Below are 24,087 nucleotides of genomic sequence, written 5' to 3'. Positions count from 1 at the left end.
GATGGAACAGATTCAATACGACAGACTTCAAGAGACCCTTTATCATGAGGTGATGGATAATGGGCTTCAGGTTTATGTATTGCCAAAACCAACATTCAAAAAAACTTACGCCACATTTGCAACTAAATACGGTTCTGTAGATAACCATTTTCATGTCGCAGGTGGAGAAGAGACCACTGTTCCTGATGGTATAGCTCACTTTTTGGAGCACAAAATGTTTGAAGAGCCAGAAGGCGATATTTTTGCCACTTTTGCCTCAAATGGAGCTTCAGCTAACGCTTTTACAAGTTTCGATCAGACGGTTTATCTTTTCTCGGCAACAGAAAACATAGAGACCAACCTTAGTACACTCGTTGATTTTGTGCAACGACCTTATTTTACGGATGAGAATGTAGAAAAGGAAAAAGGGATCATTGGTCAAGAAATCAATATGTATGCAGATAATCCAGACTGGCGTGTGTACTTTGGCCTTATTGAGGCGATGTATTCGAAACATCCGGTTCGGATTGATATTGCCGGAACTATAGAGTCGATTAGTACGATTACGAAAGAAACACTGTACACTTGTTACAATTCTTTTTATCATCCCAGCAATATGCTGTTGTTCGTAGTGGGTGGTGTGGATCCGGAGAAGGTATTCTCCTTGATTCGCAGCAATCAGCAGGGGAAATCTTATGGTAAACAAGGTGAGATTAAGCGTATTTTTGAAGAGGAGCCGGAACAAGTCGCTACGAAGCGCTTAGAAAGCAAACTGGCTGTTTCGATGCCTAAGATTATGTTTGGATTTAAGGAAAAAGTTGATGGTCTTACAGGTGAAGCTGCGCTTAAGCGTGATTTGGCCACTAAGCTTATGCTTGATTTGCTGGTTGGCAGCAGCACAGCGTTGTACCAAAAGCTCTATGATGAAGAACTGATCTCAGACAGCTTTGGCCATGAATTTAATAGTTCAGAACAATATACTTTTTCAGCTATGGGTGGAGATACCAAGGACCCTGATTTGCTTCTAAAACGAATAAAAGAAGAAGTGGATCAGATCTTAAAGTCTGGCTTTGCTGAGAAGGATTTCGAGCGGGCACGGAAAAAGAAAATAGGCGGATATTTGCGCATGCTGAACTCCCCTGAAAGTATCGCACATGAATTTACACGTTACCAATTCCGCGGTGGTGACCTGTTTGAAGTTCTGCCTATTTACGAATCGATTACTTTAGCTGAAGTGAATGAGCGTTTACATGCCCATGTAAATTGGGAGCAGCTCGCTGTTTCACTAGTGGTGAGTCCTTAAATGGCGCTTTTGGGAGAGAGCAACAAACCATTAGGAGAAATGACAGTTCTGGTGACAGGGGGCAGCGGGGGAATCGGTGGCGCCATTGCAGAACGGTTTGCCTCTGTGGGCATGAATATTGTTATACACTACAAGCACTCACATGAAGCTGCTAATGATGTCGCTCGGCGTTGTATGGCCCTTGGAGCAAAGGTAATGACTGTAAATGCGGATATGAAGGATCGCAGTCAGATTGTACGAATGGCGGAGAAGCTTGAAAGCAATGGAATGCAGCCGGATATCCTTGTTAACAATGCCGGTAAATCTCATTACGGGATGCTCGCTGATGTGAGCGAAGAGGAATGGGACGATATTATGGCCATTAACTTGAAAGGTACCTTTATGTGCAGCCAGATTTTTATGCCGTACATGGTATCCCAGCGTTATGGTCGAATCATCAACGTTTCTTCCGTGTGGGGAATATCGGGAGCCTCTTGTGAGGTCGCTTATTCAGCTAGTAAAGGCGGAGTAAATGCTTTTACTAAGGCGTTAGCCAAAGAATTAGCACCTTCTGGCGTAACTGTGAACGCGGTAGCTCCAGGAGCGGTTAATACGAATATGTTGTCTAACCTACAGGAGGATGAGGTCCGGATGCTGGAGGATGAGATTCCGGCGGGACGTTTGGCTACTCCGAACGAAATCTCCTCATTGATTTACTTTTTGGCACTGCCAGAATCCGGGTATATTACTGGGCAGATCATTAGCCCTAACGGTGGCTGGATTACGTAATGCTTAACTTGGAGAAAAGCTCCAGCATAAGAAGCTATCGTCTGAGACATATTATAAGTGTTGTTTTTTAATCTCTCGTAAGGCGGCTTACAGCCTGTATGCAGGTGTTCGACCGTAAACATGAAGGAGGATTTAAGATGACACAAGACGATAGCGTAATCAAAAATTTTGACACCTGGAAGAAATTCTTAGGTAAACGGGTTGTACAGGCAGAGAAACTTGGGATGAGTCAAGACACAATCTCAAAGCTGGCTTTTGAAATCGGGGAATTCCTTGATGAAAAAGTGGATCCAGCAAACACTCAAAACCGTGCGATCAAAGAGCTATGGGATGTCGGCAACGATGAAGAAAAGCAAACGATTGCTAAACTCATGGTCAAGTTGGCGAAAGACAACGCCTAAGCTTGCGGAAAAGCTCCCCCTGTGGGAGCTTTTCTGCAATTATTACAGGACTGACCTTGCCTTTCATTTTTATTTTATATATCATTAACATGACCCGTGTAAAAGACCGCTTTGCCGGGGCAGCTTTTTTTGCTGTATTGGCAAAGGGTAGGGAAAAGGAATCTATGAGGTGTACAAGTGGAATATAAACAGTGGTATATGGAATACAAGATTCACAAGAACAGACCCGGTCTGCTTGGTGATATCGCTTCAATGTTAGGGATGCTGGAAGTTAACATTCTGACGATTAATGGAGTTGAAGGAAAAACTCGCGGAATGTTGCTGGAGACCAATGATGATGAGAAAATTATGCTGATGGGCGAAATGCTCAAAAAAGTTGATAATATTACAGTTTCAGCTCTGCGGTCTCCTAGGCTCGTGGACAAGCTGGCTGTGCGCCATGGGCGATATATTGAACGGGATTCAGATGATCGGAAGACGTTTCGTTTCACCCGCGATGAGTTAGGTCTATTGGTTGATTTTCTCGGTGAGCTGTTTAAAAAAGATGGGAATCAGGTTGTAGGACTGCGTGGTATGCCCCGTGTAGGAAAGACGGAATCCATTATAGCTGGCAGTGTCTGTGCTATGAAACGCTGGACATTTGTCTCGTCCACACTGTTGCGGCAGACGGTGCGGAGTCAATTGGCTGAAGATGAGATGAACCCACATAATGTATTTATTATTGATGGTATAGTTAGTACGATCCGCTCTAATGAGAAACATTATAATTTATTACAAAATGTTATGAGCATGCCAAGCACAAAGGTTATAGAGCATCCAGATATTTTCGTACGCGAATCTGAGTACAGTTATGATGACTTTGATATTATTATTGAGCTGCGGAATAATCCAACTGAAGAAATCTTGTACGAGTCGTTTACGACGAGCTACAGTGATGATTTATAGAACACAAACAATGAAGAATACACTTCCGAGCATGTTTATTTATAAAGCTGGTTAAGGAAGTTTACATTCATAGAACTTACAGGAGGTGATGGTATGTCGGAACTGGGCCGGCAATTGAAAGAGGCACGTCTGCAAAAAGGGATGAGTCTTGACGATGTCCAGGAAGTAACAAAAATTCGCAAAAAGTATTTGGAAGCCATCGAGTCTGGAGACTACAAGGTGCTTCCAGGAAGTTTTTATGTGAGGGCGTTTATCAAAACGTATGCAGAAGCAGTAGGCATGAGTCCTGACGAACTGCTCGAGGAGCATGGGAACGTACCTGCACCACCCGCAGACACGACCATGGAGACGGTGATTCAAAAGCGCAGCCGTAGACCCGAAACCGAACGGAATGCAAAATGGCTGCCAACGGTGCTAATGTGGACATTCCCTATATTGATTATTGTAGTGATTTACATTTATGCTTCTAGTTTAAACAAAGCAGACCCTGATCAAGTTGATCAAACAAATATCACCAATAATGTGCAGGATCCTAATACAGCACAAACTTCTCCACCCGCATCAGGAGGCGGTGTTGTAGCGCCTACTTCCTCGGCAGGTGCTGAAGCAACTACAGAGCCAACTACGGAGCCTACGCCAACACCGACGCCAACGCCGACTCCTCAATCTATCACGGTTACACCAGATGGGAAGTCAGGCAAAACAACGAAATTTAAGGTCACAGCTCCTGCCGGAAGCGAAGTTAAGGTTGAGATTGTTGCATCCGGAGTAAGCTGGCTTGAAGTTTACAAAGGCGAGAACTCTAAAGGTGAAAAACTCTCCTTCGGAAATACAGCTGCAGGAGAAACTATGAGCTTCGTTCTTGGTAGTGAGGGCATGTATATTAAGTCTGGGTATTCCCCAGCAACTGAGATTACCGTAAATGGTCAAGTAATCACGGATGAGAAGACTTCTTCACGTCTCCTGCTTAATCTTGACGACGGTTCTGGAAGTGAAGGTACCCAAAGTGAAGGGACAGGCGAATAACAAATAGGATGTATAGACTTTGGCTTTAGGGAGAACATAAGACTGTTTTCAGTTTTAGCCAAAGTGAGGTGTACATCTTATGACAGTTAGCTGGATTGTAGCTGGCCTTGGGGTTGTTGTCAGTCTCATCGGATACTATTTGACACCAGGTGCTTGGGGATACGGAATTCTCGGATTCGGTATTGCACATATTGTGCTAGGAATTCTGGATATGTTTCGTAATCCGGTCCGAAGCAGATAGAAGCTGTAGAAATGAACGTCTCCAACGGCGTACTTCCGGTGGAGACGTGTTTCTACCCTTTGAATCAAACTCACTCGAAGGAAAAGCTCCACTTAGTGGGGCTGTTTTCTATGTCGGGTGAGCTACATAATGATTTATCCAAAATTAGACTTAATAGTACCATTCTCTTATAATAGTAGCAGACTAATTGTATAAAGGACGTGGAGTTTAATGAGTTCAGAATGTTCATTTGATATTGTATCCAAAATGGATATGCAGGAGTTAACGAATGCTATTCACCAAACAGAGAAAGAGATCGACAACCGCTTTGATTTTAAGAACAGCAAAAGCAGTCTGAAGATGGAGAAAGACGCACTTATAATCGCCTCTGAAGACGAATATAAGCTAAACGCTGTTATTGATATTTTACAATCAAAGATGGTGAAAAGAGGCATCACCCTAAAGAATCTGGACTTTGGTAAAGTAGAACCGGCTTCCCTGGGATCTGTACGTCAACGTTTAGGGCTTAAGCAAGGCATTGATCAGGAGAATGCGAAAAAGATTAATATTCTGATCCGTGATTCAAAATTAAAGGTGAAGAGCCAGATCCAAGGGGATCAAATTCGTGTAACCGGCAAGAGCCGCGATGATTTGCAGCAGATTATTCAGATTTTGCGTAAAGCTGATTTGCCGCTGGATCTACAATTCATGAACATGAAATAGAATTTTGTGCCCCGCAGTGCTTATTAGCACTAACAACGCGGGGTGCTTTCTGTTTTTTTGACACCTATTTATTGCTATAATATACTTGCTTAAGTAGAAATGGATTAGCCTGATTTAGGCAATTTGTATGAACGATTTAGGGGAGGAAAACTTCAGTGAATTTGCCCAACCGCATCACGCTAGCTCGTATTTGCCTGATCCCGATTATGATGTTTTTTTTACTGGTGGATTTCAGTTTTTATCCAGAACCGATACATTGGGGCTCGTTTCAGCTATCTGTTAATCATTTGGTAGCAGCTGTAATCTTTTTGCTTGCGGCCAGCACGGATGGAATAGACGGCTACATTGCTAGGAAATATAATATGGTCACCAATCTCGGTAAACTCCTTGATCCACTTGCGGACAAACTGCTGGTATCTGCAGTTCTGATTTCACTTGTGGAGCTGGGCAGATGCGATTCATGGATTGCTATTGTAATCATCAGTCGTGAGTTTGCAGTCACCGGACTTCGCCAGATTGCATTGCTAGAGGGAAAAGTGGTTGCCGCCAGCAAATGGGGCAAGATAAAGACGGTTGTACAAATTGTTGCGATCTCACTGCTGTTGTTGAATAATTTCCCATTTCAATTTGTCAGTATTCCTGTAGACGATATTGCTATTTGGGCCGCAGCGCTGATCACTATTTATTCTGGAATTGATTATTTTGTGAAGAATAAGGATCTGCTACAGCTGCATAATGCGTAAGAATGTAAGCTGGACATACAAGGAAAGGTAATAGGTGAAGCACCTATTACCTTTTTTGAAATCTAAAAGCAGTGTACCTACATTATAACTAGGAGGCGAAAGCCAGGTATGAAAGCGGAGATTATTGCAGTAGGGACAGAGCTTTTGCTCGGTCAAATCGTGAATAGTAATGCCCAGTTTTTGTCTATAGAGCTAGCTGCCATCGGGATCGATGTATACTTTCAAACTGTTGTCGGTGATAACAGCAGCCGCCTGCAGCAAGCCATCGAGATCGCTCAGAGTCGGGCCGACGTTATTATCTTTACAGGCGGAATTGGCCCCACTGAGGATGATCTGACTAAAGACGCACTGGCTGCATCGCTAGGTAGAACGCTCCACATTGATCGTTTGGCGATGGATCATGTACAACGTTTCTTTGATGATCGTAAGATCGTTATGACCGAAAATAACCGCAAACAGGCACTTATAATTGAAGGAACTACACCGTTGCCGAATGAAATCGGTCTTGCGGTTGGGATTGCTTTTGAGCATGAGAAGAAATATTATATTGTGCTTCCAGGTCCACCTCGTGAGATGAAACCGATGTTCGTAGATAAAGCAGTACCGTGGCTACAGCAGCACGCCTTGACGAACGAAACACCGCTTTATTCAAAAATGCTCAAATTTGCCGGCATCGGAGAATCACTGCTGGAGGACAAGCTCATTGAGCTGATTCGCAGTCAGACTGATCCAACGATTGCTCCGTATGCCAAAGAGGGAGAGGTAACTGTTCGTATTTCGACAAAGGCCCCTTCTGAGCATGAAGCTACAAAAAAGCTGGAGATACTGGAACAACAAATCAAGGAGATTTTGCCGGAACATTTGTATGCGAACATTGATGTGCCGCTAGAGCAATTGATAGTGGATTGGATGGCGGATGCCGGCCTGACCTTAAGTGCGGCAGAGAGCTGCACCGGAGGTTTGCTGATGGAGAGTATAACAAATATTCCAGGCAGTGCTTCGATGTTTGCCGGCGGAATCGTCTGCTATTCAAATGACTTAAAGAAAAAGCTGCTGAATGTGCCAAGTGCTTATTTGGAGGGACCCAATGCCCCTGGAGCCGTAAGCCGAGAAGTTGCCGAGGTGTTGGCTGACCAAGTGAGAATGATTGCAGACAGCGATTTCGGCTTATCTGTTACAGGTGTAGCTGGACCGGGTTATTCTGAACGAAAGCCTGTTGGACTTGTATTTATCGGCTTGGCTGAACGGGGACGTAAGACAGAGGTTTATGAGCTTAATCTTAAAGGTACGCGGGAAAATATCCGCTTACGAACAGTTAAGGCTTTGCTGTATCGTCTCTGGCGGAGACTTGAGGAACGCAAGGTGGAGACACCTCTTGAGGGTTCAGACTTGTAATGGGAGATTAGCCCAGTTATAATAAACACATACGGAAGAACCGTGGCACTGAGATTTCTTTGCTGCGGTTTTTTGTATATTTGCAGAGATTTTGATCACGATGCTTTCTCATGATCATAAGTCGTTGATGTCCGGTGAAGTGGAGAATTTAATTAACTTCTATCTCCGGAGGGAGGCTTACAATAAAAGGGATAAATAACGCCCAAGACAAAAAAAACGAATGTATGTTCGAAAAAAAGCTTGGCAAGACCTTAAAAACACGTTATTATATTACTATAAACAGTGAAGGAAGTGGTCTGATTGTCAGATCGTCGTGCAGCGCTTGATATGGCGCTTCGTCAAATAGAAAAACAATTTGGTAAAGGTTCGGTAATGAAACTGGGAGAATCCACGCATATGCAAGTGGAAGTTGTACCTAGCGGATCTTTGGCACTTGATATTGCATTAGGTATAGGCGGACTTCCAAAGGGACGTATTATTGAAGTATACGGACCGGAATCTTCAGGTAAAACAACAGTTGCTCTTCATGCTATTGCAGAAGTGCAAAGACAAGGCGGACAAGCTGCTTTTATCGATGCCGAGCATGCGCTTGATCCGAAATATGCACGTAACTTGGGCGTAAATATCGATGAATTGCTGCTTTCTCAGCCAGATACGGGTGAACAAGCGCTGGAAATCGCCGAAGCACTTGTTCGTAGTGGAGCCGTTGACATTATTGTCGTTGACTCCGTTGCTGCTTTGGTACCTAAGGCTGAAATTGAAGGCGATATGGGTGATTCCCACGTCGGACTGCAAGCTCGCTTGATGTCTCAAGCACTTCGTAAGCTTTCTGGTGCCATTAGCAAATCGAATACGATTGCTATCTTTATCAACCAGCTTCGTGAGAAGATCGGTGTTATGTTCGGTAACCCTGAGACAACTCCGGGTGGTCGTGCATTGAAATTCTACTCCTCTGTACGTTTAGATGTACGTCGCGTAGAGAGCATCAAGATGGGGAACGATGTGGTTGGTAACCGTACTAAGATCAAGATTGTGAAGAATAAAGTAGCCCCTCCATTTAAACAGGCTGATGTTGATATCATGTATGGTGAAGGGATTTCCAAAGAGGGAAGTCTTGTAGATATCGGTACTGAAATGGATATCGTGAATAAGAGTGGTGCATGGTATTCCTACGAAGGCGAGCGTCTCGGCCAAGGTCGTGAGAATGCTAAGCAGTTTTTGAAGGAACATCAGGATATTGCCCTTATTATTGAGAATAAGATCCGTGAAGCAAGTAATTTATCCACTATTGTTGCTGCGCCGAATAATGATGAGATTGTTGCAGAGCAAGAGGAAGAAGAAAAATTGCTCCTCGAAATCGAATAGTATATTAAACAATAGGACGCCCTGTGATTGATTGTTGCAGGGTGTCTTTTCTTAACAAGTATTGAAAGTAAGACGATAACTGATCTATTGCTATGAGGTGACAAACAACTATGGTAATACAACTGGATTTTGAAGCAGAAGAACAAGATGAGCAGGTGTTATCTGATTTTCCTGAAGGAGAACTCTTAGAGATCACTAAAGTAGAACGTCAAAAGAAATCTGACCACCGTTATATCATACATTTCGGAGCATATAACATGACTGTGCACGAGGACGTCATGATTAAATATCGAATGATTACTGGTAATTCTTTTATGAAGGCTGATTTGGAAGAAATTGTTGTAGCTGATGAGCGTCAACGAGCTTATGTGGAAGGCCTCCGTTATCTTGAACGTAAACCACGCACCGCTATGGAAATGACTCGCCGTTTACGCCAGAAGGAAATAGGAGAGACTATTATTGCGGAAGTGGTGCAGCGGCTACAGCAGGAAAGATTTCTTGATGACCCTTTATATGCTAAGCAATGGGCGGAGCAACGAATAGCGAACCAGCGGAAAGGGAAGATGTGGATTCGACAAGAGCTACGTGAGAAGGGGATTGACAAAACCCTTATATCGGAAGCTTTGGAGAATATTACTCCTGAACAAGAGCTGGAGAGTGCACTCGAAACAGGGCGCAAGAAATGGAATCTCATCCGTGGAGACGCTTCAGATAAGCGAAGAAAGACTGGAGCCTTCCTTATGCGCCGTGGATTCTCGGGCGATATGGTTCGCCAAGTGATCAATACTTTACTTGCGGAAGACAATTATGAAGGTGAAGATGAGGAGTTTTACTAGAATCACTGATTCTCTTGACATTAATGCGTATATCGACTCTCTTGACAATGTCTTTTTATAAATAATAAAATATAACATGAATCGGCATAAAATTAGAATCCTTTTTCCTTCCCAAAAAGGAGACTGTTTTAAACGGTTCACGTACAACTCATATGAAATGTAATCGCCGGATAAGGCGGGCAGTGTGCATGTGCAGCATGTGCAGTATGGCAATCGGTTGTTTACCGGTTTTTTGTATGGTGATGAACGGATAGTTAAACAACTGCACAATTCCCAGGGATATACCTTGGAGAGGAACCAACGAGGAGGTGAACAGATGCTGGAATCATGGATCTGGGTCATTATCGTTCTCGTTGTAGCTGCAATATTCTTTGGGTTCGGTTATTTTATTCGTAAATCCCTTGCAGAAGCTAAAATCCAAAGCGCAGAAAGAGAAGCCGTTGTCATCGTTGAGAATGCGAAGAAGGACGCTGAGGCGCTGAAGAAAGAAACAGTATTGGAAGCTAAGGACGAAGTCCATAGAATCCGTACTGAAGCTGAGAAAGAAACTCGTGAACGTCGGAATGAAATCCAACGCCAAGAGAGACGTTTGCTGCAAAAGGAAGAATCTCTGGATAAAAAAATGGAATCGCTTGAAAGAAAAGAAGAACAAGTAGCTAACAAAGAGAAACGAATTGATGAAACCCAACAGCAAATTGATGTTATTTACAAAAACCAAGTCACTGAATTGGAACGTATCTCCAATTTAAGCATCGAAGATGCAAGAAGTATCATTCTTAGCAATGTTGAGCAAGAAGTTCGCCATGAAACGGCACAAATGATCAAAGAAATTGAACAGCAGGCGAAAGAAGAAGCGGATAAGAAATCCCGTGAAATCATTACACTCGCTATCCAACGCTGTGCAGCTGATCACGTGGCGGAAACAACGGTTTCAGTTGTTACGTTGCCGAATGAAGAGATGAAGGGTCGGATTATCGGTCGTGAAGGCCGTAATATTCGTGCGTTGGAAACTCTTACAGGTATCGACCTCATTATTGATGATACGCCGGAAGCAGTTATTTTGTCGGGATTTGATCCAATTCGCCGTGAAGTGGCCCGTACGGCACTTGAGAAATTAGTGGCTGATGGACGTATTCACCCCGCTCGTATTGAAGAGATGGTGGAGAAATCCCGCAAAGAAGTGGACGAACGGATTCGGGAATATGGTGAGCAAGCTACTTTCGAAGTGGGCGTTCACGGTTTGCATCCAGATTTGATCAAGATTCTGGGGCGTCTGAAATTCCGTACAAGCTATGGTCAAAATGTATTGAAGCACTCCATGGAGGTTGCTTATTTAACAGGACTGATGGCCGGTGAGCTTGGGGAAGACATCGTGCTTGCAAAACGTGCAGGATTACTTCATGATATCGGCAAAGCGCTGGATCATGAAGTGGAAGGTTCGCACGTTGAGATCGGCGTTGAACTAGCGAAGAAATATAAGGAACATCCGGTTGTTATCAACAGTATCGCATCTCATCATGGAGACTGCGAAGCTACCTCGGTTATTGCTATGTTGGTTGGCGCCGCTGACGCATTGTCGGCTGCTAGACCTGGTGCTCGCCGTGAAACACTGGAAACGTATATTAAACGTCTAGAGAAACTGGAAGAAATCTCAGAGTCATTCGAAGGCGTTGAGAAATCATTTGCTATTCAAGCGGGCCGTGAGGTGCGCGTGATGGTACAGCCAGAGAAGATTGACGATGCAGAGGCATTCCGTCTTGCTCGCGATATTACGAAGATGATTGAAAGTGAACTGGATTATCCAGGACATATCAAGGTTACCGTTATTCGTGAGACACGGGCTGTTGAATACGCTAAATAGGCAATAAGTAGATAACATACACTTCGGAAATAACGATATTTATGATTGTTTCCTGGTACATGTTTCTGCTGGGAATATAAGGTTAAAGGATAAGATTTAACTTATACTTTCTTATATTTGATGAAAATTGGCCCCTAAGCGGGGCCTTTTTTCTTTTAAATATGAAGACTTATCCGTTAGATGAAGAGGTTAAGATTAGGAGGAGAGAAACATTAAAGTACTATTCATTGGAGATATCGTAGGTAGTGTAGGTAGGAAGGCACTTCGGGAGATGTTGCCCTCATTAAAAAGCAAATATCAACCACATATAATCATAGTTAACGGTGAAAATTCTGCTGCCGGTAGAGGGATTACTAAAGCGATCGCAAATGAATTTTTTAACTGGGGCGTTCACGGAATCACCATGGGTAATCACACATGGGACAACAAGGATATCTTCGAGTTTATCGACGATGAGGCCCGGATTATCCGTCCCGCTAATTTTCCTCCAGGAACACCGGGAAGAGGATATACAGTTGTTAAAGGTAACGGGAAAGAGCTGGCTATAGTTAACCTGCAAGGCCGTACATTTTTGCCTGCGATTGATTGCCCTTTCCGTGTGGGTGAAGAAATTGTGGAAGAGCTACGTAGAGATCATAAATGCATTCTCGTTGATTTCCATGCAGAGGTTACCTCCGAAAAAATCGCCATGGGCTATTTCATGGATGGTCGCGCATCAATTGTAGTTGGGACCCACACTCACGTGCAGACGAATGATGATGTGATTTTGCCAGGTGGAACGGCTTACTTGACCGATGCGGGTATGGTTGGTTCAAGCGAAGGGATTCTGGGTATGGAAAGAGATGCAGTACTTTATAAGTTCACTACACAGCTTCCAGCACGATTTGTTGTTGATGAAGGCAAATGGCAGCTTCACGGTTTATTTGCAGAATTAGACGAGAATACTGGCGCGGCTACCCGTCTGGAGAAAATACGGCTACGTGAAGATGAATGGGTAATGAGCTAGTAGTAGGATAAGATAAGTGATTTTCTGGGTAATTTCGCCGAATAAGGGTAAAGTGTGATATTTATTATATCGAAAAAGAGTATCTATTGTACCATTTTCTCCAGAGTAGTCCGCAAAAAGAAGGAATTATTTCTTCTCTCGCGAATAACATCTAAAGTAGTGGAAGAACACCATTATTTTCCCAGGGGAGGTACTTACTATGGATGTATTAAAAGTATCAGCTAAATCCAATCCAAATTCCGTCGCCGGCGCTTTAGCAGGTGTTCTTCGTGAACGTGGATCGGCCGAATTACAAGCTATTGGAGCTGGAGCACTGAATCAAGCAGTCAAAGCAGTTGCCATTGCCCGGGGATTTGTTGCACCAAGCGGAGTAGATTTGATCTGCATTCCGGCATTTACAGACATTGTGATTGATGGAGAGGATCGAACCGCGATTAAATTGATTGTAGAACCCAGATAATAGAAGCATAGAACGATGAACCTGTTTACTTATGTAAACAGGTTTTTTGCTTTTGGTATATAGTCTGGCGTTTTTAAGCATAGAATCTGGAATAGGGCTGCATGAAAGCGAGGGCTTGGGATGAGAACCGATAAGCTACAGGTTGCGGATTTTCATTGTGATGTGCTGAGTAAAATGCAAGCATCACCGGATATGGATTTTAAGAATGATCCCCGGTTGGATGTCACCGGAGAGAGGTTGGTAGCGGGCGGTGTAGAATTGCAGATTTTTGCGATATACCTTTCGGCAAGTAGAGGTAGACCTAGCTTTGAGAATGTTTTAGGACAAATTGATTTGTTCCGGCAAAAAATATTAGGCGCAGAGAGCCTTCAGTGGCTGCGTTGGAAGGAGGAGGTAGGTAAACGAGCAGTTGGAGCACCTCCATGGGGAATGCTCTCTCTGGAGGGTGTAGACGGTCTAGAAGGGAACCTATTTTATGCACAGCTCTGCTTTGAGCTTGGCGTGCGGTTTTTGGGGATCACTTGGAATTATGCCAATTGGGCAGCGGACGGAGTATTGGAGCAGCGCAACGGCGGATTTACGGAAAAAGGGCGAAAGCTGATCGAATGGTGCAACGACAGTGGAATGCTGCTTGATGTGTCGCATTTGTCTCAGGCAGGTTTTTGGGAGCTAGCCGACTTAAGCACACGTCCGTTTATAGCTTCCCATTCGAACGCCGCAGCAATCTGTGGGCATGTTAGAAATTTAAATGATGAACAGATTAAAGCTTTGATTGCAATGGACGGAAGAATGGGCCTGACCTTTTATCCGTGGTTTGTATGTGATGATGGAAAAGCTCGTATGGATGATTTATTAAAGCATATTGATCATGTATGTAGTCTGGGTGGCGAGAAACATATGATGTTTGGTTCGGACTTTGACGGCATTGACACTTGGGTAGAGAACATGGAGCATCCGGGAAAATACCCTGAGCTTGCCGAGCACCTGCTTCGTTACTATCCAGAAGCTTCCGTTAAAGGTTGGTTATATGAGAATGCGGTCTCCTACTTGCGTACAAACTTACCTTCACAGGTGTCTAAATCATGACAATCCTGTTCTAAAAGTATGAATTGTCGAAAAAAAGGCCCTCGTTATGATGTGGGGCTTTTTATTTTTGGTTAAGAAGATGTATAATGGTTAATGGCTTGTACAGATACTAGAGAAAATACAAGGAGTGACTTTACTATGAGTAAGACTGTACCCGTAGGTGTGTCGGCTAGACATATTCACCTTACGCAAGAGCATGTGGAGGCTTTGTTTGGCCCAGGATATCAACTAACGGAGTTCAAACCCCTCTCTCAACCAGGACAGTTTGCAGCAAATGAGCAAGTAGCAGTTATCGGCAGCAAAGGTAAATTTGACAAAGTAAGAATTTTGGGACCTGCTCGTCCGGCTTCCCAATTAGAAATTTCCCGTACTGACTCCTTCGCACTTGGCGTGAAAGCTCCAGTTCGCGAATCTGGAAATATTGATGGAACACCTGGCATTACGCTTAAAGGACCTGCTGGCGAAGTAGAATTGGAACAAGGCGTTATCATCGCCGCTCGTCACATTCACTTCCATACTTCTGAAGCTGAAGCTTGGGGCATTGCTGATAAGCAATTGCTTAAAGTTCGTCTCGGAGGCGATCGTGGTCTCGTATTGGAGAACGTAATTGCACGCGTATCAGACAGCTTTAAACTGGATATGCATATTGACACTGACGAAGCTAACGCTGCAGGTGCCAACAACGGCGATACTGCTGAAATCGTAGAATAGTCATCATAGTTATAGCAAAGATAAGAAGCGGGGGAGAAATCCTCCGCTTTTTTGTGCGTGTCTGATCCGCGTGCTGTAAGGATTGCGTGTCTGATCCGCGTGCTGTAAGGATTGCGTGTCTGATCTGCGTGCTGTAAGGATTGTGTGTCTGATCCGCGTGCTGTAAGGATTGTGTGTCTGATCCGCGTGCTGTAAAGTTTGCGTGGTTTACCCGACCGCTTGTACATATCGGACTGTATCGCAGCTATTTCAGCATTTTGATCTATTTTGCCAAGGTATCGGACCGCATAGCTCTTATTGCCTTATATTTGTCCTGAACTGGGCTTCGAAGGTGTGAATAACTGCATCTGAGTCCGATAGCATCGCCAAAAACCATGAATCTTCAAAATAAGGGCGTCTGAGTCCGATTGCTCAACAGGATCAACAGGATCAACAAAAGATACGCCCCAGGATAAATTGAGGAGGAGTATTTTACGGTTAGCAAAATATTTCTGTACGAGCAGAACGAATAGTATCCTGAAATGGATTTTTAATGAAAATTGGTGTAATGATAAAGAAAATCTATTATTATGTAACTTATTGTGTTATGATTATGGTTTATGACGTGACAAAAGGATTTATTGTTAAGAATATATGTATTAGAAATTAAGGAGACCCAATGACATTTAATGAACTGAATATTGTGCCTGCAATTTTGAAGGCTTTAAGCAAAGAAAACTATACATCACCTACACCAATACAGGAGCAGTCGATTCCAGCTGTATTAGCGGGTAGAGATTTACTTGGATGCGCGCAAACGGGAACAGGAAAAACAGCTGCATTTTCCGTGCCTATTATTCAATTGTTAAGCGAACAATCCAACCCAAACAAATCCAATAATGTGCGACGCATTCGCTCGTTGATTTTAACACCGACAAGAGAACTAGCGATTCAAATTGCTGATAACATAAAAGCGTATAGCCAATATACAGATATCCGCTCTGCTGCCATTGTTGGCGGTGTGTCACAGAAAGTGCAAGAGCGCGCACTGAATCAAGGTGCCGATATTCTTATTGCTACCCCTGGTAGACTTATCGACCTGATCAATCAGAAACGTGTAGATCTGCAATATGTACAAATTTTAGTTCTAGATGAAGCTGACCGGATGCTGGATATGGGCTTTATCCATGATGTGAAACGAATCATCGCCAAAATGCCTACGAAGAAGCAAACTCTGTTTTTCTCGGCAACGATGCCAACTGAAATCTCCAAATTGATCAAAACATTGCTTGTGAATCCAGTGAAGGTAGAGATCACACCCGTGTCATCTACTGCGGATAGAATCAATCAATCGATCTATTTATTAGAGAACGGAAATAAGCAAAACCAATTGAACCTGCTGTTACAGGATAAATCCATCGTCTCAGCTTTGGTGTTTACTCGTACCAAACGTGGTGCGGACCGTGTTACCCGCGATCTGGCTAAAGTGAACATTTCTGCTCAAGCCATACACGGCAATAAATCACAAAATGATCGCCAGAACGCCTTGCGGAATTTTAAAAGCGGTGCGACTCGTGTTCTCGTAGCTACGGATATAGCTGCCCGGGGAATTGATATTGATGAGCTGTCTCACGTAATCAACTTCAATCTACCGAACATTCCGGAAACCTATGTGCACCGGATCGGTCGTACAGGCAGAGCGGGATTGAGCGGAACGGCAATTTCTTTTTGCGAAGCTGAAGAGCTTCCTTTCCTTAAAGATATTGAAAAATTGATTGGAAAATCGATTCCGGAAGTTAAGGATCATCCTTATCCGATGTCTCGTAAAACGCAAATGAAGACAGATCGTTCGGCGAAACCGTCAGGTTCGAAAGCAGCAGCTTCGAGACCATCGTCTTCCAGACCGTCGAATTCCAAACCAGCAACTGCTAAACCTGCGGCAACAAAACCGGCAGCAACAAAATCAGCGGCATCCAAACCAGCTAAAGCAAAACCTAAGTCTAACCCTCCATTGAAGCCAAAGTCCGAGTGGTTCACAAAAGGAAGACAAAAAACGAGCAGCAGATAAGTAAGTTTGAATGCGTATCGTTTCTATAGCAAAATAAAAAAACGTCAGAGTAAATTGAACTGCACCCCAATTGTTAGACACAACTAACATTTGGAGGTGCAGTTTTTTATGTTTTATGTCCTGATGATTTACAACAAAAAACAGCCGCTAAACAGTTCCTCACTGTACAACGGCTGTTGTTATTTCATTTATGCGGTTGCTTCAATTGTATTGTCCTGAACATAGGGGCTCAGTTCTTGCTGAAGTCCTGTGCTGATGGAAGTCATAGGGAGGCGAAGCGTATCCGAGGATAGTAGGCCGTTTTGGTTAAGCATCCATTTAATTGGAGCGGGATTCGATTCCTTGAACAATAGGCGGATGATCGGCAGTAGTTGTTCAAAGCTTTCTTTAGCGAAGTCCACTTGACCAGATGTAAAGGCTTCAAAGATACGAAGGCATTCTGCCGGATAAACGTTGGCAGTAGCGAGCATACCCCCAGCTGCTCCGCAGCTAAGCATTTCATAAAAGAGGGAATCATCGCCGCCAAGCACAGGTTTAGCACCTGTACGGACTAACTCTGTAACCATTTTTGTACTGCCTGAGCAGTCTTTTAAACCGACAACATTATTCATTTCTAGGATTGTACGTGCAGTATCTACCGTCATGGCGGTACCTGTACGACTTGGAATATCATAAGCCATGATAGGTATGCCTACTTCTGCTGCTTTGCGGAAATGGGCAATGATACCCTCTTGTGAAGGACGACTATAATAAGGTACGACTACTAGTGCACAATCAGCACCAAGGTTTGCAGCAATTTCCGTGCGTGCAACCGTAGAGGCTGTATCATTGGTACCTGTACCAACTACTAAGGGGATTGATGTGGATTGTAGAAGCTCACGGGAAGTGTTTACTAGAAGCTGCATTTCATTTACGGTTACAGTGGGCGATTCTCCGGTGGTTCCATTAACGACCAGACCTTGTATGCTGTTGTTAATAATGTTCTTTACATAACGCTGATACGAATCCAAATCAACTTCACCAGCAGCATTGAACGGGGTGACCACGGGGACATAAACTCCATAAATCTGTTGTTCTGTAAGCATAAATTATCGGCCTCCAAAATATTTTAATTCCTCTACATACACTTTACCATGGAAAGTAGCATCGTCGTTAGCTATAATAAATGATATGGATCATCAAAAATATTGATGTTAGGGTGAGGTAATGGATTTAACCTATTTACGAACCTTCCGCGAGGTGGCTAAACGTCAGAGCTTTACGCGAGCTGCTGAAGAATTGGGATATGCACAATCAAGTGTGACGATGCAAATACAGAAGATAGAGAAGGAATATGGAGTACCTTTAATAGAGAGGCATGGCCGTCAGCTGCGGCTTACCCCGCCAGGAGAAGAGTTATTGAAGCTGTTCGTGGAGATTTTGGATTTGTATGATCGTTCAAAAGAAACCATCGCCCAGCAAATCGGAGGAACGATAACTATTGGGACGATAGATTCTTTAGCGGCCTTTTATTTACCTCCTTACCTGCAGCAGCTAAGGACTAAATTTCCGAAGCTGGATATTCATCTGCAAACGATGCAGGAAGCTAATCTTCTTGCCAAAATAAAAGATGGCGAAGTAGATCTAGGCTTAATGTTGGATCGCACCACTGCGGATTCCATCCTTGAGCGTACGATCGTCAGAGATGAGCCGCTTGTATTGATAGCCCCCATTCATCATCCGCTTGCCCAGATGGATACGGTAACCCTAAACGATCTGAATAACTGTGAGCTAATAGTCTCGGAGGAAAGCTGTATTTACCGCAGTCTGTTCGAGAATTTGTTAAAAGAGCACGGGATCATATTCCGCATAGGTTTTGAGCTTTCGAATCTGGAGGCCATCAAACGTTGTGTAATGAATGGCCTTGGAATTGCTTTGTTACCAAAAATCGTGGCAGAGGAAGAAATTGAACGAGGAAGCTTGGCGGAGCTGTCCTTTATTCATCCCGAAATTCACTTTGATCTGCAGCTTCTGATGCACCCTAAGAAGTGGAAATCACAACCGCTTCAATTTTTAATCCAAATGTTGCTTGCAAATCATTAATTTATTCCCATCAGGATCTTTCACAACAAACCAATGCTCATCTTGAATTTCAGTTACTAGCTCTACACCGAGAGCCTTCACATAATTGAAAGAGGCTTGCAAATCATCGGTCAGTAACAAAAAAGCTGGTGTTGTAATGGGCGGTGTTCCTTCAGGTTCTAAGCCGCCCCACAACGGCATGGTATCCAGTATGATTCCAGTGTTTCCCTGCATAGGCAGCGGGCATAAATGACCGTTCATGATCTTACAATCTGTCTCTGGAAGCCCCAGGACTTGGCAATACCAGCGACGGGATTTTTCAATATCATGTACGGGAATGAATACACTGCCAATTAAGTTCTTTACGGGGCTTTTTATTGTGGAATTTAAAGCGGACATTGCTTGTTCATTCATTTAAAGACCTCCCAAATCCGAAATGTATAAACCTTTATTTGGAAATTATGTATCTAATCTATTTAAATCATACAATCAATAGGATTGCAAGGGAATTGTAAATGGTTATATTTTCATATGAAAGTAGCCAAAAAATTTGACATTGAAAATCAGTTTATGTTATATAAAAAGAAGAATTAGCACTCATCTAAGAAGAGTGCTAATCACGGAATGATGAATAATAAGGTTATTTTGAAAGGAGATTTATTTATTCATGGCCAAAAAAGAGTTTAAAGCCGAATCGAAAAGATTGCTGGAAATGATGATTAACTCCATTTATACTCAACGGGAAATTTTCCTGCGTGAACTGATTTCCAATGCAAGTGATGCGATTGATAAGATCTATTACAAAGCCTTAGCTGATGAAGGCCTGGTCTTCAATAAAGAGGATTATTATATTAAAGTGACCGCCGATAAGGCGAACAGAACCTTGACGATTTCCGATACAGGTATCGGGATGACACAAGAGGAGCTGGAGAATAACTTAGGTACAATCGCGAAGAGTGGATCTCTTGCTTTTAAGAAAGAGAACGAAGCTAAAGATGGCCACAATATCATCGGACAGTTCGGAGTGGGCTTCTACGCTGCGTTTATGGTGGCTGATGACGTTATAGTGATCAGTAAGGCATTAGGCAGCGACGAGGCCTTTAAATGGGAGTCTAAGGGCGCTGACGGCTATACCATCGAGACTGTTGAGAAGGATTCTGTCGGCACTGATGTGATTTTGAAGATTAAAGAGAATACTGAAGAAGATCAATATGATGAATATTTGGAAGAATATCGCCTGAAATCCATCATTAAAAAATACTCCGACTTCATCCGTTTCCCAATCAAAATGGACTTGAAGGAACAAAAGCCAAAAGAAGGCACGGAGAATGAGTTCGAAGAAGTTGTTCAAGAACAAACCGTAAACAGCATGGTGCCAATCTGGCGCAAGAACAAAAGCGAGCTGACTACAGAAGATTACGATAACTTCTATGCAGAGAAACGTTACGGCTTCGATAAGCCGCTTAAACATATTCATATCAGTGCTGATGGTGCTGTAGTGTACAATGCGATTTTGTTCATCCCAGAAAATACACCGTTTGACTATTACACAAAGGAATATGAAAAAGGTCTTGAGCTCTATTCCAACGGTGTGTTGATCATGAACAAATGTGCGGATCTGCTGCCTGATTACTTCAGTTTTGTAAAAGGTATGGTGGACTCAGAGGATCTTTCCTTGAACATTTCCAGAGAGATGCTCCAGCATGACCGTCAGCTGACTTTGATCGCTAAGAATATTAAGAATAAAGTGAAAAGCCAACTGCAAAGCCTGCTGAAGGATGAAAGAGAGAAATATGAGCAGTTCTATAATGCTTTTGGCAGACAGCTTAAGTTTGGTGTTTATAACGATTATGGGATGCACAAAGACACCCTCCAAGATTTACTGATGTTCTACTCCTCCAAGGAGAAGAAGCTGGTTACGCTGGACGAATACGTCTCAAGAATGCCAGAAGATCAGAAGTATATCTACTATGCTTCCGGAGAGTCGATCGACAGAATCGAGAAGCTCCCGCAAACCGAGCTTGTATCGGATAAAGGGTATGAAATTCTCTACTTCACTGATGATATTGATGAATTTGCGATCAAGATGATTCAGTCTTATAAGGAAAAAGAATTTAAATCCGTATCCAGCGGAGATCTGGGGATCGAAGCCGACGAAGCGGACAAGCCAACGGAAGCGGAAGAGAACGAAAACAAGGAGCTTTTTGAAGCGATGAAGGACATCCTGTCCGGCAAAGTGAAAAATGTTAAAGCTTCCAAACGTTTAAAGACTCATCCGGTATGTCTCTCTGCAGAAGGTGAGCTGACGATCGAGATGGAGAAAATTCTGAAATCGATGCCGAATGGCCAAGAGGTGCAAGCGGATAAGGTACTTGAAATCAACATCCATCACGAAGTATTCCAGTCCTTGAAGGCGGCAGCAGAGAACGACAAAGAAAAGCTCGGTTTATACACGAACCTGCTGTACAACCAAGCGCTGTTGATCGAAGGTCTACAGGTTAGTGATCCTGTTCAATTCACCAATGATATTTGCAAAATCATGAAATAATATGAAGTACAGAGACCATCCAATTGTATTATGATTGGGTGGTCTTTTTTATTTCAGCATTTCATTTTGTTGTGCGAAAAAGGTAGTAATCAATTTCAGAGTCATTATTTGTGCAACCGCTGATCGAATAGATAATTTCACCTTGTGTGCTTTTTTTACTCGTCACTTCGGAGCAGGTATCGGTTCTGACTCCTGTGTTGCTTCCACCGAATGCATCATTAGAGGTATCATAGCTATAATTAATCACGTTACCGTCAAATTTCAAATCCTTAAATATAGGATCGCCTTCATCTGTGTAACTTGTAACGCGTATATTGTCTGCTTTTTTGCTGGAGAGATTCGTTATAAATTGCTCGAATTTATCGAGGTTGTACACTTTTTCCCAAGAAACAATATCCCCTCTACTGATGGCTTCTTTGGAAGTATAGGGCTCACTTTTAGGTACAGAATTGACTTGATTATCGGAGCAACCCCATACCCCTGCTAGTAAAAGAACAGAGAGTGTAAGCAAATTTACCTTTTTCACTGAGGGACCTCCTTGTAACGTATTTATATAAAAGACGGAGATTAACTGGAAAAGTTACAGTGAGCTTGATTTTTCACATTGACAATAAACAACAAATTGATTATTATTTTCTCTAACTTGAATATGTAAAAGCAAAGAAGAGAAAGAGTACCACGGCAATTCTTTCAACAGAGAGCTCCGGTCGCTGAAAAGGAGTAAAGAAAACCCTTGGGAATATGGTCTCAGAGCTGCGCATCGAAACCTTATGGGTTGTAGGCTGCGCCGGAACCTGCATCCGTTACAGTGCTAGGGTATAAACGTTAATTAACGTCGTACCTGAAGAGGTAAATGTCATGAGGCATTTATAAAATTAGGTGGTAACACGTGAGTAGAACTCTCGTCCTTTGTGGATGGGAGTTTTTTTGTTGTCAAAAAAAGGAGGAGAAGGTTAATGAGTAATGTGTTTATAGGTGGTGCTTGGCCGTATGCGAATGGATCTTTACATCTTGGGAGATTATCAAGTGTGTTGCCTGGGGATGTGCTGGCACGATATTTTCGCTCCAAAGGGGATAACGTATTATATGTATCAGGCAGTGATTGCCATGGCACACCCGTAGCGGTTCAGGCTGCGAATGAAGGGATTACACCCGGAGCTTTTGCAAGCAGATATCATGAGGAGTTTCTGAAGTGTTTTAAACAGCTGGGATTTAGTTATGATCTATATACTCGAACGGATCAACCGCAGCATCATAAGGTCGTGCAAGAGTTGTTTACAAAGCTACTAGAGAATGGTCATTTATATAAAAAAACCATTGCGCAATGTTACTGCGAGGTGGATCAGCGCTTTTTGCCAGACAGATATGTGGAAGGGACTTGTCCGGTATGTGGCCAGCGGGCGCGAGGGGATCAATGTGATTATTGTTCTACGATTCTAGATCCTGCCGATTTGTTAGACAGAGTCTGCAAATTATGTGGTAATACACCATCAGAAAGGCCGACAGAACATTATTATCTTAGCTTATCTAATTTTCAGTCTGAATTAACGGAATATGTAGAGGAAGCACAATTTTGGAGAGATAACGCTATAAAACTGACCAAACGTTATTTACAAGAAGAGCTGCAGGACCGCGCGGTAACAAGAGACTTGTCTTGGGGTGTAGATGTTCCTGTGGCTGGATTTGAAGATAAAAAGATTTATGTTTGGATTGAGGCGGTAAGTGGTTATTTATCAGCCAGTAAGCAGTGGGCTGCACAGTCCGGAGGAAGCTGGGAGGATTTTTGGTTAGAGGAAAAAGGGGAGATTACTGCTTATTATGTGCATGGTAAAGACAATATTCCTTTTCACACTTTAATATGGCCGGCTGTGTTATTAGGAGCTGGAGGTCTGCATTTACCGGACAGGATTATATCTAGCGAATATTTAACCCTTGAAGGGCAGAAGTTCTCCACTAGCCGAAACTGGGCGGTCTGGGTACCTGATATTTTAGAGCGGTATCAGCCAGATTCTATTCGTTATTTCTTAATTGCTAATGGACCCGAGAAGCGGGACACGGATTTTTCCTGGAGAGAGTTTATTTATAGCCATAATGGAGAGCTGCTTGGAGCATTTGGTAACTTTGTGAACCGTTCATTGGCTTTTGTAGATAAGTTTTATGAAGGGAAAGTGCCGAATGGGCAATTGGATAAGGGGTGGAATGACAACATTGACCTCTTGTATCTCGAATCAGGGCGGCTTATTGAGGCTGGGAATCTAAAAGATGCGCTGGAGTATATTTTTTCTTATGTGCGCAAGGCAAACCAGTATTTCGACCTGCAAAAACCATGGATACAGATAAAAGAGGATCAGGTTTCTTGTGATTCTGCAATATACACATGTGTGCAGATTATTGCGAACCTAGCGAATTTGTTACATCCGTTTCTGCCGTTCTCTTGTGACAAGATCAGGGGGTTCCTGTCGTTAGAACTACCGAATTGGCAGCCTTGCTCGGTACCCCCTTACCAACAGGTTACTGATTTACAATTATTGTTTGAACGAATTGATATTAACCGTATTAAAGAAGAAGAGGATAGGCTCGTTCAACAGCAAGTGAATAAATAG

General features: G+C 43.1%; 23 protein-coding genes and 1 other annotated feature. Of the genes, 20 read left to right on the top strand and 3 right to left on the bottom strand.

The annotated features are described in order from the left end of the window. Position 1 precedes the first annotated feature (1 nt). The 17 genes from NYE72_RS18340 to NYE72_RS18260 all read left to right on the top strand — a co-directional run bounded on the left by NYE72_RS18340 (position 2) and on the right by NYE72_RS18260 (position 16,875). The gene (locus NYE72_RS18340) at positions 2-1,282 is read left to right on the top strand and encodes a pitrilysin family protein (RefSeq protein ID WP_076100406.1); all 1,281 of its coding nucleotides are present in this window, start codon (positions 2-4) and stop codon (positions 1,280-1,282) included. Then, on the top strand, positions 1,283-2,050 hold the full coding sequence (gene fabG, locus NYE72_RS18335) for a 3-oxoacyl-ACP reductase FabG (protein ID WP_036688412.1): 768 nt from the start codon (positions 1,283-1,285) through the stop codon (positions 2,048-2,050). Between the two features lie 137 nt (positions 2,051-2,187). Continuing rightward, on the top strand, positions 2,188-2,451 hold the full coding sequence (locus NYE72_RS18330) for a DUF3243 domain-containing protein (protein ID WP_036688409.1): 264 nt from the start codon (positions 2,188-2,190) through the stop codon (positions 2,449-2,451). A 177-nt stretch (positions 2,452-2,628) separates the two neighbouring features. Next, positions 2,629-3,396 carry a DUF3388 domain-containing protein gene (locus NYE72_RS18325; RefSeq protein ID WP_038571900.1) on the top strand — a complete coding sequence of 256 codons (768 nt, stop codon included), beginning with the start codon at positions 2,629-2,631 and terminating at the stop codon, positions 3,394-3,396. Between the two features lie 93 nt (positions 3,397-3,489). Beyond that, entirely contained in the window at positions 3,490-4,422 is a 933-nt protein-coding gene (locus tag NYE72_RS18320; RefSeq protein ID WP_036688403.1) for a RodZ domain-containing protein, read from the top strand. A gap of 79 nt (positions 4,423-4,501) precedes the next feature. Then, positions 4,502-4,663 carry a hypothetical protein gene (locus NYE72_RS18315; protein WP_169744781.1) on the top strand — a complete coding sequence of 54 codons (162 nt, stop codon included), beginning with the start codon at positions 4,502-4,504 and terminating at the stop codon, positions 4,661-4,663. A 210-nt stretch (positions 4,664-4,873) separates the two neighbouring features. Beyond that, entirely contained in the window at positions 4,874-5,365 is a 492-nt protein-coding gene (locus NYE72_RS18310; RefSeq protein ID WP_036688400.1) for a YajQ family cyclic di-GMP-binding protein, read from the top strand. 155 nt (positions 5,366-5,520) lie between these two features. Then, a complete protein-coding gene (gene pgsA, locus NYE72_RS18305) occupies positions 5,521-6,108 on the top strand; it encodes a CDP-diacylglycerol--glycerol-3-phosphate 3-phosphatidyltransferase (RefSeq protein ID WP_036688397.1) in 588 nt (195 codons plus the stop codon). Positions 6,109-6,216: 108 nt separating this feature from the next. Further along, complete coding sequence (locus tag NYE72_RS18300; RefSeq protein WP_036688393.1) at positions 6,217-7,503, top strand: competence/damage-inducible protein A; 1,287 nt, start codon at positions 6,217-6,219, stop codon at positions 7,501-7,503. A 300-nt stretch (positions 7,504-7,803) separates the two neighbouring features. Continuing rightward, entirely contained in the window at positions 7,804-8,868 is a 1,065-nt protein-coding gene (recA, locus tag NYE72_RS18295; RefSeq protein WP_036688391.1) for a recombinase RecA, read from the top strand. A 110-nt stretch (positions 8,869-8,978) separates the two neighbouring features. Beyond that, a complete protein-coding gene (locus NYE72_RS18290) occupies positions 8,979-9,704 on the top strand; it encodes a RecX family transcriptional regulator (protein ID WP_051491576.1) in 726 nt (241 codons plus the stop codon). Between the two features lie 319 nt (positions 9,705-10,023). Next, positions 10,024-11,565 (top strand): ribonuclease Y, encoded by a 1,542-nt coding sequence (gene rny, locus NYE72_RS18285; protein ID WP_036689085.1) that lies wholly within the window; start codon positions 10,024-10,026, stop codon positions 11,563-11,565. Positions 11,566-11,776: 211 nt separating this feature from the next. Further along, on the top strand, positions 11,777-12,571 hold the full coding sequence (locus tag NYE72_RS18280) for a TIGR00282 family metallophosphoesterase (protein ID WP_076100408.1): 795 nt from the start codon (positions 11,777-11,779) through the stop codon (positions 12,569-12,571). Between the two features lie 199 nt (positions 12,572-12,770). After that, positions 12,771-13,031, top strand: coding sequence for a stage V sporulation protein S (locus NYE72_RS18275; protein WP_019910496.1), 261 nt, complete (start codon positions 12,771-12,773; stop codon positions 13,029-13,031). A 120-nt stretch (positions 13,032-13,151) separates the two neighbouring features. After that, positions 13,152-14,117: a dipeptidase gene (locus NYE72_RS18270; RefSeq protein WP_036688385.1), complete on the top strand. Its 966-nt coding sequence runs from the start codon at positions 13,152-13,154 to the stop codon at positions 14,115-14,117. Between the two features lie 138 nt (positions 14,118-14,255). Further along, positions 14,256-14,828 (top strand): phosphate propanoyltransferase, encoded by a 573-nt coding sequence (locus NYE72_RS18265; protein ID WP_036688383.1) that lies wholly within the window; start codon positions 14,256-14,258, stop codon positions 14,826-14,828. Positions 14,829-15,486: 658 nt separating this feature from the next. Then, the gene (locus NYE72_RS18260; protein WP_036688380.1) at positions 15,487-16,875 is read left to right on the top strand and encodes a DEAD/DEAH box helicase; all 1,389 of its coding nucleotides are present in this window, start codon (positions 15,487-15,489) and stop codon (positions 16,873-16,875) included. Positions 16,876-17,063: 188 nt separating this feature from the next. On the opposite strand, the gene dapA is transcribed toward NYE72_RS18260, so the two are convergent. Next, the gene (gene dapA, locus NYE72_RS18255; protein WP_036688378.1) at positions 17,064-17,960 is read right to left on the bottom strand and encodes a 4-hydroxy-tetrahydrodipicolinate synthase; all 897 of its coding nucleotides are present in this window, start codon (positions 17,958-17,960) and stop codon (positions 17,064-17,066) included. Between the two features lie 121 nt (positions 17,961-18,081). Between dapA and NYE72_RS18250 the strand changes: the two genes are divergently transcribed. Further along, a complete protein-coding gene (locus NYE72_RS18250) occupies positions 18,082-18,957 on the top strand; it encodes a LysR family transcriptional regulator (RefSeq protein ID WP_036688377.1) in 876 nt (291 codons plus the stop codon). Here NYE72_RS18250 and NYE72_RS18245 read toward each other — a convergent pair. Then, positions 18,928-19,350, bottom strand: a complete 423-nt coding sequence (locus tag NYE72_RS18245; RefSeq protein ID WP_051491575.1) for a VOC family protein — start codon at positions 19,348-19,350, stop codon at positions 18,928-18,930. The genes NYE72_RS18250 and NYE72_RS18245 overlap by 30 nt on opposite strands. 253 nt (positions 19,351-19,603) lie before the next feature. Between NYE72_RS18245 and htpG the strand changes: the two genes are divergently transcribed. Next, a complete protein-coding gene (htpG, locus tag NYE72_RS18240; protein ID WP_038571886.1) occupies positions 19,604-21,484 on the top strand; it encodes a molecular chaperone HtpG in 1,881 nt (626 codons plus the stop codon). A 61-nt stretch (positions 21,485-21,545) separates the two neighbouring features. Here htpG and NYE72_RS18235 read toward each other — a convergent pair whose 3' ends face one another. Beyond that, positions 21,546-22,010, bottom strand: a complete 465-nt coding sequence (locus tag NYE72_RS18235; RefSeq protein WP_051491574.1) for a DUF4362 domain-containing protein — start codon at positions 22,008-22,010, stop codon at positions 21,546-21,548. A gap of 125 nt (positions 22,011-22,135) precedes the next feature. Continuing rightward, positions 22,136-22,397, top strand: a binding site (T-box leader). 43 nt (positions 22,398-22,440) lie between these two features. Between NYE72_RS18235 and metG the strand changes: the two genes are divergently transcribed. After that, a complete protein-coding gene (metG, locus tag NYE72_RS18230; protein ID WP_326047489.1) occupies positions 22,441-24,087 on the top strand; it encodes a methionine--tRNA ligase in 1,647 nt (548 codons plus the stop codon).

It is taken from the genome of Paenibacillus sp. FSL L8-0333 (assembly GCF_037965665.1).
Taxonomy (GTDB): domain Bacteria; phylum Bacillota; class Bacilli; order Paenibacillales; family Paenibacillaceae; genus Paenibacillus_AQ; species Paenibacillus_AQ odorifer.
This window is presented reverse-complemented; position numbering and strand designations above follow the sequence as displayed.